The sequence below is a fragment of the uncultured Maritalea sp. genome (genome assembly GCF_937139385.1).
Classification (GTDB): domain Bacteria; phylum Pseudomonadota; class Alphaproteobacteria; order Rhizobiales; family Devosiaceae; genus Maritalea; species Maritalea porphyrae_A.
In genome coordinates, this window is the sequence record NZ_CAKZPW010000313.1 from 23,762 (window position 1) to 36,459 (window position 12,698).

Consider the following 12,698-nt stretch of genomic DNA (forward strand, 5'->3'; position numbering starts at 1 on the left):
ATAAGGAGTGCGGCAATGGAAAAAGTAACAGGAATTGGCGGCGCATTCTTTCGGGCCAAAGACCCAAAGATGCTCGCTCAATGGTACGAGGACCACCTCGGCATCGACCAATTGCCTGAAGAATATGGTATTTTAGGTTGGCGCCCAAAAGGCGGCGCAACTGTTTTCATGCCGTTTGATAGTTCAATGAAGGACTTCAAGAATATCAACAACCAAGACTTTATGTTCAATTTTCGCGTGGCGGATATGGACGCGATGGTCAAACAATTGCGCAACGCTGGCATTGAAGTAAACGTTGGTGAAAAGCCTGAGCCAAATGGCCGGTTTGCGTTGTTGGCCGATCCTGAGGGCAACGTTATTGAACTATGGGAACCCGCTGGTATTGAAAAAGATGTCGAGGAAAAGTGAGCGCTAAAGCAAAAAATAGACGGCCCGATTTGCTCTATGCTCAAATGGACAGCCCGTTGGGCACGATAATGGTTGCGGGCACCAACAGCCATTTGCTCTATTTGGATTTCCCCCTCAACGGGAAACCACCTGCCCCGCACCCCAGTTGGCAGCAGGATCAACCGCGCTTTGCCAATGTGATCATGCAGCTCAATGAGTATTTTGCAGGCGAGCGAACAGTTTTTGACTTGAACACTCAATTTGAGGGCAGCGCCTTCAACAAATCCGTTTGGACCGCCCTCACCCAAATCCCGTTTGGCGATGTGATCACCTATGGCGAATTGGCGCGCCGCGTTGGCACACCTGAAGGCGCGCAAGCTGTGGGCAATGCTAACGGGCAAAACCCACTGCCCATAATTGTTCCGTGCCACCGGGTGATCGCCGCCAAAAACAATATTGGCGGCTTCACGGGAGGCGTTGAAAAGAAACAATTTTTGCTTCAGCTCGAAAAAGCAAAAAACGTGCAGTTCAACCTATTCTGATATTTCTTTGCCCAGAGCCTTTTGATATTGGCGCACCGCTTCTGCAAAGCCCATCAACAAAGCATCAGCTGTTATGCCGTGACCAATGGACACTTCGGCCACATTTGGCACCTGTGCCAAAAATGCCGGCAAATTCTCAAGCGTTAGGTCATGCCCTGCATTGATCACCAAACCGGCAGCACTTGCTGCTTGTGACGTCACTTGCATGCGCTGCAAGTGATGGTCACCTTCCGGCGTACCAAAAGTACCACCAAATGGCCCGGTGTAAATCTCAACGCGATCGGCACCAATTTCTGCTGCATCAGGTGGAATGTTGGGGTCTTCATCAATGAACAAAGACACACGAATGCCCGCCTGTTTCATCTGGCGAATAGGATCAGCCAAGATATTGTGCGAGCCTTTAACATCCCAACCATGGTCCGAAGTGGCTTGGTTTGGATCGTCGGGCACAAAGGTTACTTGATGTGGCTTATTCTCTAGAACCAGATCAATAAGGCCATTATCGGGATAGCCTTCAATGTTGAACTCTTTATCTGGATATTCGTCGCGCACCAGCGCCGCCAAATCATAAACATCTGAGCGTCGAATATGACGTTCGTCTGGCCGCGGATGCACGGTGATACCATCAGCGCCCGAGTCTAGAACCACCCGCGCCATGCCCACAACGCTGGGCCAAGGTAGGTCACGTTGATTGCGCAACAGCGCCACTTTATTCAAATTTACAGAGAGTGCGGTCATCTGATCTCCCCACACTTACAAGGAATGATTATTCAAAGGGTTATGCGAATTTGCCTCAACTGGCAACCGCACAACACGTAAAGTAAGACGAAGGGATGACAAATAATCACCACTAAGCCATAAGAAGCGGACCTACCCACCAGCACGACCAAATCACATAAAGCGAGATATTTGTGAGCTACCCCAAGATCCTTTTGATGCGCCACGGCGAAACTGAATGGAACGTGTTAGGCCGTACGCAAGGCGTTCTAAACTCTCCGCTCACAGCAAATGGCCGCGCACAAGCCGAACAATTGGGCCGCATACTATTTCGAGAAATTGGCTCTGCATCTGGCTTTGACCAATATGTCAGTCCATTAGGGCGCACGCTTGAGACTGCTGAGGGGATCAAAAAGCACTTTGATTTGGCCCCGATAGAAGACGACCGCATCCAAGAAATCAATTTGGGCAAGATCGGCGGCATGACGCGGTTCGAAGTTGAAAACGAAATGCCCGAGCAACTCGAAGGCAAAAAGGGATACGAGTGGTACTATGGCGCACCCGGTGGCGAAACCTTTGAACAAGTCTATGCCCGTTCAAAATCTTGGCTCAACAGCCTAAAGGGCCCAACCATTGCCGTATCCCACGGCCAAGTCGGCAAAGTCATCCGCGGTATCTATTGCGGCTTTAGCAAAGCGCAAATGCTCGTCCTTGGTGAACCCCAAGGGGTCGTGCATGTGCTCGAAAATGGGCAAGAAACTATTTGGCGTGAAACAGCAGACGCCTAGCTTGTTTTCTTCCAACGCTCCAAATTTGGTATGCCGCGGGTAAAAATCCAAGCGACAAAACCGGGCATCCCCTGCTTCTTCATCTGCACAATGCAGAAATCCTGCATTTGTTTTGCGGTGAATTCTGGATTGAGAAACTTCCCATCTTGATAGCACAGCGCGCAATATTTCTCGCTCTTGCGGCCATCCGCTTCAGTGCCGCCATGTCCGGGGTCTTTATCCATTGGCATCGAACAGCTTTGACAAAATTTTGCCAATTCACTTCCTCCTCTGTTTGTGTCAGCATATCAGCGCGGCGAACAAAGAAAATGATCTGAAACAAAAAGGGCGACCCAAAAGGCCGCCCTATAAATCGTTCAAAGAACCAAGGGCTACATGCCCTCTTTGCCCCGCGAAATCGCGGTAAGGCCCGTGCGCACCACTTCAACAAGCCCAAGCGGTTGCATCAAAGAGATGAACTGTTCTACTTTGTTTGGCCGACCGGTAATCTCAAACACAAAACTATCGATTGATGCATCGACAACGTTCGCCCGGAACGCTTCTGCCAACCGCAAAGTCTCAACGCGGTTTTCGCCTTTGCCCGCAACCTTAACCAGTGCCAACTCGCGCTCAAGCGCTTTGCCTTCAGCGGTCAAATCATGCACCCGATGCACAGGCACCAAACGTTCCAACTGCAATTTGATTTGCAGCAAGACTTTTGGGGTGGCAACGGTCACGATAGTAATGCGCGACCGATGGCGATCATGTTCAGTTTCTGAAACTGTGAGGCTGTCAATATTGAAGCCTCGCGCAGAGAAAAGCCCCACGACACGGGCAAGGACACCCGGCTCGTTGTCGACAAGTACAGTCAATGTGTGACGCTCAACCAGCTGGTTGCGTTCTAAATCCCAACTTGGTTTAAACAAGGACCTTCCCCTTTTCATCAATGATGTTGCCGATATCTGCCGTGTCCGGCAAAATCATCTCATGGTGTGCCTTGCCCGATGGGATCATGGGCAAGCAATTTTCGTCTTTGGTCACGCAGCAATCAAACAGAACCGGTTTGTCGCTATTGATCATTTCCAAAATTTTGTCGTCCAATTCGGCCGGGTCTTCACATCGAATACCGTGCGCTCCAAACGCTTCTGCCATTTTCACAAAGTCTGGCAAGCTTTCAGAATAAGAACTTGAATAGCGACCGCCGTGCAGCAATTCTTGCCACTGACGCACCATACCCATGCGTTCATTGTTCAAAATGAAGACTTTAATCGGCAAACCATATTGAACCGCCGTCGACATTTCTTGCATGGTCATTTGCACGCTGGCTTCGCCAGCAATATCGATCACCAAAGCATCACGATGCGCTGCTTGCACACCAACCGCTGCAGGCAACCCATAACCCATTGTGCCCAATCCACCAGATGTCATCCACCGGTTCGGCTCATTGAAATGGAAGTGCTGCGCGGCCCACATTTGGTGCTGACCAACTTCGGTCGTGATGTAAACATCACGCTCTTTGGTCAATTCATAAAGGCGTTCAATCGCATATTGTGGCTTAATAACCTTTTCGGATTTCGCGTACTGCAAAGATTTCACATCACGCCATTCCCCGATTTGTTTCCACCAACCAGACAATGCTTCTGTACGTGGTTGGTTTGTACGTGATCGCCAAATTCGAACCATTTCTTCCAACACAAACCCGCAGTCGCCAACAATCGGCAAATCAACAGCAATGTTTTTGTTGATGGATGAAGGATCAATATCGATATGGATTTTCTTTGAGTTTGGCGAAAACCCATCAATGCGGCCTGTAATTCGATCGTCAAATCGCGCACCAACACAGATCATCAAGTCGCAGTCATGCATTGCCATGTTGGCTTCATACGTGCCGTGCATGCCAAGCATGCCCAACCATTGGTCAGACGACGCTGGAAAGGCGCCTAATCCCATCAATGTTGACGTCACTGGAAAACCAGTTAGTTCCGCAATTTCGCGCAACTCGCTTGATGCTTCTGGCCCAGAGTTGATCACCCCACCGCCCGTGTAAAGGATCGGCTTTTCAGCCTTCAACATCATATCAACGGCCATCTTGATGGCTTCCAAATCGCCTTCAGTTTGCGGCTTGTATGTTGGATGTGAACCATTGTTTGGCTTGGCATAGCTTCCAAGCGCAAACTGAACATCTTTTGGGATGTCGATAACAACAGGGCCTGGGCGGCCACTTGTGGCCACATAGAATGCCTCATGCAGAACCCGAGGCAAATCTTCCACTGACTTCACCAAGTAGTTGTGTTTCGTGCAATTCCGGGTGATGCCAACTGTGTCACACTCCTGAAATGCATCAGAACCGATCAACGGTGTGGGCACCTGCCCTGTGATACATACCATGGGAATTGAATCAAGAAGCGCATCAGCTAGGCCGGTAACCGCGTTGGTTGCCCCCGGGCCTGATGTCACAAGAACCACGCCACATTTTCCAGTTGAGCGCGCATATCCTTCTGCCATGTGTGTTGCACCTTGTTCGTGCCGCACCAGAATATGCTCGACTTTGTCCTGCTGGAAAATTGCGTCGTAAATCGGCAAAACAGCGCCGCCGGGATAGCCGAAAATGTGTTCGACGTCCTGATCGACTAACGCTTGAATGACCATTTCTGCACCGGTCATTTGCTGAGCCATCGTTCTATCTTCTCCTCAGTTGCCGTACCCAAGAGTACCTTAGATACGTTTTAGTCATAAAAAAAGGCCCCGCTTGGGACCTAGACATGCACCGACACTCGCAAACCTCCTCAGATGTTTGCGCCGCCGGTGCAGGTAATAACGAGTACGAGAACGGTCCGCATGGGACTCCCTTACATAAATTGCTTGTTGGGCAACATTGGTAAGGGGCAGAAATTTATCGGTCAAGCCCCAATTTACCCCAAATCCGTTCGGCACGACGTTTTTACTTGACTGGTCCAACCAAATTTGAAAGCAAAGATGACAAAAGCAACATTCTCCCCCTGTGGACCAAATGGTCCAAAATCACCGGAACACTATATGACTTTGAATAAACTTGCTGCTGTCACAAGCTATATTGACGACAACTTTTATCACTCTGTTGATCGCCTAATCGAATGGCTCAAGATACCTTCCGTCAGCACAGATTCTCAGTTTGACGCAGAGGTGTTACGCGCAGCCAATTGGATGGCCGACCAACTGGCCGCGCTTGGGTTTGAAATCAAGTTGATTGAAACAACTGGCCACCCGGTTCTCTACGCCGAACGCAATTCCAAAACAGACGACGCGCCGACCACCCTTTTTTATGGTCACTATGACGTGCAACCTGGCGATCCTTTTGAATTGTGGGAAACAGCCCCATTTGAGCCTGTAATAAAAGACAGCAAGTACGGCAAAAAAATCGTTGCTCGTGGCGCGCAGGACGATAAGGGCCAAGTGATGACCTTCATCGAGGCATTCCGCGCCTGGATTGAGGTCGCTGGCGATTTGCCCTGCAACGTCAAAATCATGCTTGAGGGCGAAGAAGAAACAGGCAGTCCAAGTCTCGCTGGCTTTCTTGAGGCGAATAAAGACCTCTTGAAAGCGGATCTGTGCGTCGTTTGCGACACGGCCATGTGGGACATTGATACCCCCGCCATTACCTATTCGTTGCGCGGCCTGCTCGACGCAGAAATCAGCATCACAGGCCCGACGCGCGATCTGCATTCGGGTATGTATGGGGGCGCGGTCGTCAACCCATTGCACGCCCTCTCCTCAATCGTTGCGCAATTGCACGATGAAAACGGCAAAGTGCAAATCAAAGACTTTTACGATGGTGTCCCAGCCCTAACGGCAGAAGAGCGCGCAGAACTTGCGGCACTTGAGCACGATGATGCTGGTTTCTTCGGCGAAATCGGCCTGTCGGGTCCAGCGGGCGAGCCTGAGTTTACAGCGCTTGAAAAACTTTGGGCGCGACCAACCTGCGACGTTAACGGCATGTGGGGCGGCTATATCGGCGAGGGCCACAAAACGGTCATCGCTTCAAAAGCCAGCCTTAAACTGTCTTGCCGTCTGGTCGGCAACCAAGACCCGCACGCCATTTTGAAAAACTTAGAAGCATTCTTTAAAGAGCGCTTGCCAAAGGATTTCACGATGACCTTAAAAAACCACGGCACAGGTGTTGCCGTTAAGCTGCCTGTTGATAGCCCCTATCTAAAAGCGGCAAAAGCAGGTCTGGATCATGAGTTTGACAACCCGACCAAATTGATTGGCATGGGCGGCTCCATTCCAGCGGTTGGTCAAATCAAAGAAACATTGGGTCTGGACAGCGTGATGGTTGGTTTTGGCCTGTCAGACGACAATATCCACTCGCCAAACGAAAAATACGAGCTGACATGCCTACAACGCGGCATTCGCTCACATGCTGCCATTTTAGCCAAGATCGCTGAGGTAAAATGAGCGACCTCTCTGCATCCGAAAAGCGCGTAGACAAAGTTCTGCGCGCCTCAGGCTCTAAAGCAGAAATCGTGCAGCTTGAAGAGCTGGCCCACACAGCTCTTCAAGCAGCCGACGCTCTCGGCGTTGATGTGGCGCAGATCGTTAAATCCCTCGTGTTTAGGGGCGCAGAGACGAACAAAGCTTATCTGCTGCTGGTTTCAGGTGCCAACCGCGTCCACGAACGGCGGGTGGGCAGGCAACTAGGCGAAAAACTTGGACGGGCCGATGCCGACTTTGTGCGCACCCACACAGGGTTCGCAATCGGCGGTGTTTTACCACTCGGTGCAGTGGGCAACGTCAACATCTACATCGACCAAACTCTTTTAGATTTGGGCAAAATTTGGGCCGCAGCTGGTCACCCTCGCTCTGTGTTCCCAACCACCGCCGATGAATTAATATCCATTACCGGCGCAATCCCAATTGATGTGCGCTAAGACGCTGCCACAACCGACTTTGGCCTGATCAACAAGATTGCCACTGCGCACACCATACCAATACCAAAGACAGTGGGCCAAATCATTTCAATGCCCCACTTATCGATAAACAATCCGCTCAACAGCGGGCTCATGCCATAACCAGCGCCAATGAGCAGATTGAGCGTGCCGGACATCCGACCGCGAAAGTTCTTAGGACTTTCATTGGCAATGTGGGCTTGCGAATTGGTTGCTGACATCACCTCACCGAAGGTAAAGACTGCAATACACATGGACAGGAGCATAAAACTGTTCGTGCTGCCCAAAAGACTAAATCCAATACCATAACAAACCGCGGCAATTGCGATGTTGAAATATGTTGAATACCGTCCAGATAAGCCCGCAACAAATGGTGTAAAAACCACCACCATCAAAGCGTTGACCATCCACAATTGCCCGAAAATGGCAGGACCATCCGCCCCAAAGGTCGCATCCAGATGGATCGGCACGCTAAACGCCATCTGCCCATAGATGACGTTTAAGAAATACCCCACAAGCGCAAACAACAATAGGCGTGGGCGCGACAGCAATAAGGACCACATGCCGCCTTCATGCGCTTTTTCTGCCTCTCGCTCCGGGCTTTCTGTTTCTGTTTGCTCTGGCTTTTCGTGAGGCAACAAAAACAAGATCAACACCATCGCACAAAACGTGGTGAAGGCGTCGCCCCAAAACATCAATTGGAAGTGGTTGTTGAACAACAATCCAGCCACCGCAGGGCCAATAGCAAAACCAAGGTTCCAGCCGAAGTAAGACGTACCAAAAACCATCTGCCTGTTTTCTGGCGTTGAATAGTCAGCCTGCCAAGCCTGCATTACCGGACTTACCATCCCGTTCATAAAAGCTATGGCGAAAAGGAAATAGATCAGCTCAAACTGATTGGCATAAAAGCCGGCACAAGCGGTTGCCAAAATCTCCAAACACATGGCACCAATATACACCTTCTTGCGTCCAATTCGATCGGTCAACCAGCCGCCCAAAATGGCGGCAGGAACATAGGCGACGAAAACAATATTGACGTAAAACGCAGCCTCAAGTGTCGACATGCCCAATTTCTTGGTCAGCATCAATGTAAGGAACGGCATCACAAATGCGCCAGCCGCAATTACAAAATTCGATACCCCAAAAATATAGGCGATCCGCGGCAAGCGCCGCCACTTATCAATAAAAGAATGCATTGAAATGTTCCGAAAGATTACGCAACTCAAATAGCTGCATTAGACAAAGTGCGAACCAAAATAGGTCTTTAAGCCAAAGGGTCAACCCACTGCCAGTCCGTCATGCGATTTCGAAACCACGTGCGCTGGCGCTTGGCATATTGATGGGTAGCGATAATTGATTTCTCCCTCGCCTCGTCCAATGTCATGTCGCCGCGCAAATAGGCAGAAATTTCCGGCACTCCAATGGCACGCATGGCGGGCAATGTGGGATCAAGGCCTAGGGCTGTGATCGCCTCAACTTCTTCAATCGCACCTGCTTGCATCATCAAACCAAAACGCTTTGCAATCCGGTTGCGCAAAATATCACGTTCGGGATTGAGCACAATTTTCTCAAGTTCAAAGCCCTGAAGAATTGAAGGTTCATTTGGCTCGTCTTGCCAATGCGCTAACGATTTGTTTGTAGCTTCCATGACAGATATGGCCCGCGCAACGCGCTGCGGATCAGGCGCTTGCAAGCGCTTCGCCATTGCGGGGTCTTTTTGAGCCAACAATTTGGCCCGCTGATCTGCATCTAGCGGTTGAATCATCTCTTCAACTTGTTGAATCACTTCTTGAGGTACGTCGGGTATCTGCGCGAATCCATTTATCAACGCATCAAAGTAAAGCCCTGTACCACCAACAAAAATAAGCTTCTCGTAGTTAGCACCCTCGCCTTGAATCAATGCTTGAACATCACGCAGCCACGCCCCGGTTGAAAACCGCGTCGCTGGTGGCACATAGCCATACATACGGTGCGCCGCTTGCGCCAATTCTTGCGCATTTGGGCGCGCAGAAATGACATTAAGCACATCATAGACCTGCATTGAATCAGTATTGATGATCAGCGATTTCTCTTCCGCCGAACGCTCAATCGCCATCGCTGTCTTGCCGCTTGCGGTAGGACCCGCTATCAACAATGCGCGTTGCGCCATTTTACGTATCCTTTAAAGGAATGACATGTCGATTCTTGTGCTTACAACTAACCCGGCAAACCCGAAATTAGACGAAGAATTGGTTCGCGCCATACATGCTGAAATTGGCGGCACCGTCAACTGGCTGCACCAATCTATCGCGATTGAATTCATCAATCCAAAAGCTGCAGCATCGTTGCAAATTGCAAGAGACATTATTGGTGACACCAAGGTCGATGCCAATTTGGTGCCGGTCCTAAACCGTCGCAAAAAGCTACTGATCGCTGATATGGATTCAACCATGATCAACGAAGAGTGCATTGATGAGTTGGGCGCCGCGCTCGGCATTAAAGAGCAAATTGCGAAGATCACCGAACGTGCCATGCGCGGCGAATTGGACTTTGAAGAAGCGCTTGATGCACGTGTTGGCTTGCTCAAAGGCCTGCCGCTTGATCAGGTCAAAGAAGTCCGCCGCGAACGCATTTCCTATGCGGCTGGTGGCCGAGTGCTGATCCAAACCATGAAGACCCACGGCGCATATACTGCGCTCGTCTCCGGCGGCTTCACGCTGTTCGCAGATTATTTCGGCAAACGCATTGGCTTTGATGAAGCAACGGCAAACGTACTTGAGTTCAACGACGACCGTTTAACTGGAACGGTTGCGCGCCCAATTGTCGACAAAGACACGAAATTGGCAAAATTGCAGCAGCTCGCCGCCGAACAAAACCTGTCGCTAGATGACACCATGGCAGTTGGCGATGGGGCCAATGATTTGATGATGATCAAGGCCGCTGGCATGGGTGTTGCCATCCACGCCAAACCAATTGTTGCGGCTGAGGCACAATATCAATTCAATCACTCGGATCTAAGTGGTTTGCTGTATTTACAAGGTTATGAGGAAGCCGATTTAGTGCGGCAATGATTGAAACTGAACGCCTTATCCTGCGGCCATTTGTAGATGCCGACACAGACACTTTCGCCAGCTTTACCGCGGACCCTGTTGTCATGCGCTTTTATCCCGATGTGCAAACACGCCAAGAAGCCGAATTGTGGCTAAGCCGTTGCGCCGAACGGTTCGCAAAACACGGTTTCCACATGATGGCGGTTGAGCGCAAATCCGATGGTGCCCTTTTGGGCCTAGCAGGCTGTGGCCGCATCCCTTATGACGTCCCTGGGCCAAGCGATGTTGAAGCGGGCTGGTTGTTCGGCAAACAATATTGGGGAAAAGGCTATGCCACAGAAGCCGCAAGCGCGGCCATCGCCCATACGTTTTCAAACTTTGATGTGCCCGAAATTGTTGCCATCACCTATCGCAACAATTGGCCCTCTCGCAAAGTGATGGAAAAGTTGGGCTTCATCCACAACCCTCTGCGCGACTTTGAGCACACGCAATTGCCACGGGACAGCAAAGTGCTGCCCCATGTGCTCTATTCGTTGAGAAAGCCAATCCAGTTACTTGTTTAGCCGTACGGCAACGAAGCGACGTGAACCCGTTGGGTCCGCCAACTTAAGCAAAATCACTTCGCGTCCCGTTTCAGCCGCCGTGCCAACAATTGTCTCCACATCTTTGACCGAAAAGACCGTCTGTTGATTAACTTCAACCACCGTATGGCCAATCCGAATGCCCTTGTCGTCGGCGTCAGACCCTGGCTCGACCTCGGTCACCACGACGCCGTCTATGCGGCCAGAAATAGCAAACTGCGCGCGCAGCTCGTCGCTCAAAACCGAAACTGTAAGCCCCAGCAAGGAATCCGCATTGGCCGGAATTTCTTCAGGTGGCAAATCCTCAATTTCAGCGAATAAATCAACCGGTTCCAATCGACCAAGCGTAATGTTCAATTTGACATCTTTTCCACGCCGCAGCACGCCAACCACAACCTCTTTGCCAACGGCTGTCTCCGCTACAATCCGCGGCAGGTCACGCATCTTGGTCACAGGCCTGCCATCAAAGGTCAAAATCAGATCGCCTTCTTCAACAACCCCTTCACTCGGAGAACCGGGCACAACAGTTGAAACCAATGCACCCGCATTGTCGGGTCGCCCAAGGCTTGAGGCAATATCATCATTTACGTCTTGTATTTCAACGCCTAACCAGCCCCGTCGCGTTTCACCAAACTCGATCAATTGATTGATCACCGGTTTGGCAAGATTGATCGGAATTGAAAACCCAATACCCAATGAACCGCCAGATTGGGAAATGATTGCCGTATTAATGCCAACAACTTCACCATCCATATTGAACAATGGGCCGCCAGAATTACCCTGATTGATCGCCGCGTCCGTCTGGATGAAATTATCATAAGGTCCGGAACGAATATCCCTATTGCGCGCAGATACAATGCCCGCGCTCAAGCTACCACCCAATCCAAACGGATTGCCGATCGCAACCACCCAATCACCCACCAGTGCCTTATCGGAATCGCCCATTTCGACAAAATTGAGTTTGCGCCCAACATCCACACGCAACACCGCCAGATCCGTCTTCTCGTCAGCACCGATCACCTTGGCTTCAACGCGCGTTCCATCGGTGAAGGCGACAAAAATCTCGGTTGCGCCTTCAATCACATGGAAATTGGTCACGATCACCCCATCCGGGTCGATTACAAAACCAGAACCAAGCGAACGGCTTTCAATCGGCTCTTCAGATTCAAGGGGTTGCTTGGGTTGCAATTTGTCGAAAAACTCGCGCAATGGCGAGCTTTCTGGCACGTTGGGAAATGGAAAACCGCGCCCGTTTGAGCTGATCAGGTGGGTGGTAGAAATATTGACCACAGCACCTTGCAATTCAGCCGCGAGTGGCGCGAATGAAACGGGGCCACGGGCAAATGTGGCCATCGCACTCGCCAGTACCAAAACCAGCGCCAGCGAAATGCGCAAACACGAACACATCGATGCTTTCAAAATCGGCATAAAACCCTCCCTAACAGCACCGCAGCAGCAAGGGTTCTTGCGACCCTTTTATCCTTGGCGGAGCCAAAATAGCACAATAAGCCCAATAATTGCAGTTGTAAGCCCGATCACACGAATTTGCGCGTCAGGCGATTGCAGGATTGTTGCAATCGTTTTCTTCATAAAAACAGGAAAGGCTGCATAAAGCAGCCCTTCCAAAACCATCGCCAATGCGAGTGCTACAAATAAATCTTGCATCACTGCCCTGTAGACGTCTTTTTCGTATCAGATTGGAAATACTGGAAGAATTCCGAATCTGGTGACAGAACCATAGTCGTGCCAT

The 12,698-nt window shown here is 50.5% G+C and carries 15 protein-coding genes; 7 read left to right on the top strand and 8 right to left on the bottom strand.

Translation table 11 applies throughout. The annotated features are described in order from the left end of the window. Positions 1–15 precede the first annotated feature (15 nt). Entirely contained in the window at positions 16–408 is a 393-nt protein-coding gene (locus Q0231_RS12895; RefSeq protein ID WP_299347968.1) for a VOC family protein, read from the top strand. Further along, entirely contained in the window at positions 405–929 is a 525-nt protein-coding gene (locus Q0231_RS12900) for a methylated-DNA--[protein]-cysteine S-methyltransferase (RefSeq protein WP_299347970.1), read from the top strand. Before Q0231_RS12895 ends, Q0231_RS12900 begins: the two co-directional genes overlap by 4 nt. On the opposite strand, the gene Q0231_RS12905 is transcribed toward Q0231_RS12900, so the two are convergent. Further along, entirely contained in the window at positions 921–1,667 is a 747-nt protein-coding gene (locus Q0231_RS12905) for a pyridoxine 5'-phosphate synthase (RefSeq protein ID WP_299347972.1), read from the bottom strand. The two genes, Q0231_RS12900 and Q0231_RS12905, sit on opposite strands and share 9 nt — an antisense overlap. A gap of 173 nt (positions 1,668–1,840) precedes the next feature. Between Q0231_RS12905 and Q0231_RS12910 the strand changes: the two genes are divergently transcribed. Beyond that, entirely contained in the window at positions 1,841–2,434 is a 594-nt protein-coding gene (locus tag Q0231_RS12910) for a histidine phosphatase family protein (RefSeq protein WP_299347974.1), read from the top strand. On the opposite strand, the gene Q0231_RS12915 is transcribed toward Q0231_RS12910, so the two are convergent. From Q0231_RS12915 to Q0231_RS12925, 3 genes are all read right to left on the bottom strand, one after another. After that, positions 2,431–2,691, bottom strand: a complete 261-nt coding sequence (locus Q0231_RS12915; protein WP_299347976.1) for a zinc ribbon domain-containing protein — start codon at positions 2,689–2,691, stop codon at positions 2,431–2,433. The two genes, Q0231_RS12910 and Q0231_RS12915, sit on opposite strands and share 4 nt — an antisense overlap. Positions 2,692–2,805: 114 nt before the next feature. After that, a complete protein-coding gene (gene ilvN, locus Q0231_RS12920) occupies positions 2,806–3,339 on the bottom strand; it encodes an acetolactate synthase small subunit (protein ID WP_269393775.1) in 534 nt (177 codons plus the stop codon). Next, complete coding sequence (locus Q0231_RS12925; protein ID WP_299347977.1) at positions 3,332–5,089, bottom strand: acetolactate synthase 3 large subunit; 1,758 nt, start codon at positions 5,087–5,089, stop codon at positions 3,332–3,334. Before Q0231_RS12925 ends, ilvN begins: the two co-directional genes overlap by 8 nt. Positions 5,090–5,455: 366 nt before the next feature. Here Q0231_RS12925 and Q0231_RS12930 point away from each other — a divergent pair, with 366 nt between their 5' ends. Together Q0231_RS12930 and Q0231_RS12935 are read left to right on the top strand one after the other, a co-directional pair. Next, entirely contained in the window at positions 5,456–6,847 is a 1,392-nt protein-coding gene (locus Q0231_RS12930) for a dipeptidase (RefSeq protein ID WP_299347988.1), read from the top strand. Further along, positions 6,844–7,320: a YbaK/EbsC family protein gene (locus Q0231_RS12935; protein ID WP_299347979.1), complete on the top strand. Its 477-nt coding sequence runs from the start codon at positions 6,844–6,846 to the stop codon at positions 7,318–7,320. Before Q0231_RS12930 ends, Q0231_RS12935 begins: the two co-directional genes overlap by 4 nt. Here Q0231_RS12935 and Q0231_RS12940 read toward each other — a convergent pair. Together Q0231_RS12940 and miaA are read right to left on the bottom strand one after the other, a co-directional pair. Continuing rightward, positions 7,317–8,534: an MFS transporter gene (locus Q0231_RS12940; RefSeq protein ID WP_299347981.1), complete on the bottom strand. Its 1,218-nt coding sequence runs from the start codon at positions 8,532–8,534 to the stop codon at positions 7,317–7,319. The genes Q0231_RS12935 and Q0231_RS12940 overlap by 4 nt on opposite strands. A 68-nt stretch (positions 8,535–8,602) precedes the next feature. Further along, positions 8,603–9,487: a tRNA (adenosine(37)-N6)-dimethylallyltransferase MiaA gene (gene miaA, locus Q0231_RS12945; protein WP_299347982.1), complete on the bottom strand. Its 885-nt coding sequence runs from the start codon at positions 9,485–9,487 to the stop codon at positions 8,603–8,605. A 25-nt stretch (positions 9,488–9,512) separates the two neighbouring features. Here miaA and serB point away from each other — a divergent pair, with 25 nt between their 5' ends. Both serB and Q0231_RS12955 read left to right on the top strand, forming a co-directional pair. Beyond that, complete coding sequence (serB, locus tag Q0231_RS12950; protein WP_299347983.1) at positions 9,513–10,388, top strand: phosphoserine phosphatase SerB; 876 nt, start codon at positions 9,513–9,515, stop codon at positions 10,386–10,388. Then, a complete protein-coding gene (locus tag Q0231_RS12955) occupies positions 10,385–10,930 on the top strand; it encodes a GNAT family N-acetyltransferase (RefSeq protein WP_299347985.1) in 546 nt (181 codons plus the stop codon). Before serB ends, Q0231_RS12955 begins: the two co-directional genes overlap by 4 nt. Here Q0231_RS12955 and Q0231_RS12960 read toward each other — a convergent pair. Beyond that, positions 10,919–12,376 carry a Do family serine endopeptidase gene (locus Q0231_RS12960; protein ID WP_269393767.1) on the bottom strand — a complete coding sequence of 486 codons (1,458 nt, stop codon included), beginning with the start codon at positions 12,374–12,376 and terminating at the stop codon, positions 10,919–10,921. The two genes, Q0231_RS12955 and Q0231_RS12960, sit on opposite strands and share 12 nt — an antisense overlap. Before the next feature lie 48 nt (positions 12,377–12,424). Next, on the bottom strand, positions 12,425–12,613 hold the full coding sequence (locus Q0231_RS12965) for a DUF2065 domain-containing protein (protein ID WP_269393766.1): 189 nt from the start codon (positions 12,611–12,613) through the stop codon (positions 12,425–12,427). Positions 12,614–12,698: the final 85 nt, after the last annotated feature.

What these genes read in the sequence shown, in the direction of transcription:
- Q0231_RS12895 (WP_299347968.1), top strand. Translation starts at nt 16, where the DNA reads ATGGAAAAAGTAACAGGAATTGGCGGCGCATTCTTTCGGGCCAAAGAC.
- Q0231_RS12905 (WP_299347972.1), bottom strand. Translation starts at nt 1,667, where the DNA reads ATGACCGCACTCTCTGTAAATTTGAATAAAGTGGCGCTGTTGCGCAAT.
- Q0231_RS12925 (WP_299347977.1), bottom strand. Translation starts at nt 5,089, where the DNA reads ATGGCTCAGCAAATGACCGGTGCAGAAATGGTCATTCAAGCGTTAGTC.
- Q0231_RS12935 (WP_299347979.1), top strand. Translation starts at nt 6,844, where the DNA reads ATGAGCGACCTCTCTGCATCCGAAAAGCGCGTAGACAAAGTTCTGCGC.
- Q0231_RS12940 (WP_299347981.1), bottom strand. Translation starts at nt 8,534, where the DNA reads ATGCATTCTTTTATTGATAAGTGGCGGCGCTTGCCGCGGATCGCCTAT.
- miaA (WP_299347982.1), bottom strand. Translation starts at nt 9,487, where the DNA reads ATGGCGCAACGCGCATTGTTGATAGCGGGTCCTACCGCAAGCGGCAAG.
- serB (WP_299347983.1), top strand. Translation starts at nt 9,513, where the DNA reads ATGTCGATTCTTGTGCTTACAACTAACCCGGCAAACCCGAAATTAGAC.
- Q0231_RS12955 (WP_299347985.1), top strand. Translation starts at nt 10,385, where the DNA reads ATGATTGAAACTGAACGCCTTATCCTGCGGCCATTTGTAGATGCCGAC.
- Q0231_RS12960 (WP_269393767.1), bottom strand. Translation starts at nt 12,376, where the DNA reads ATGCCGATTTTGAAAGCATCGATGTGTTCGTGTTTGCGCATTTCGCTG.
- Q0231_RS12965 (WP_269393766.1), bottom strand. Translation starts at nt 12,613, where the DNA reads ATGCAAGATTTATTTGTAGCACTCGCATTGGCGATGGTTTTGGAAGGG.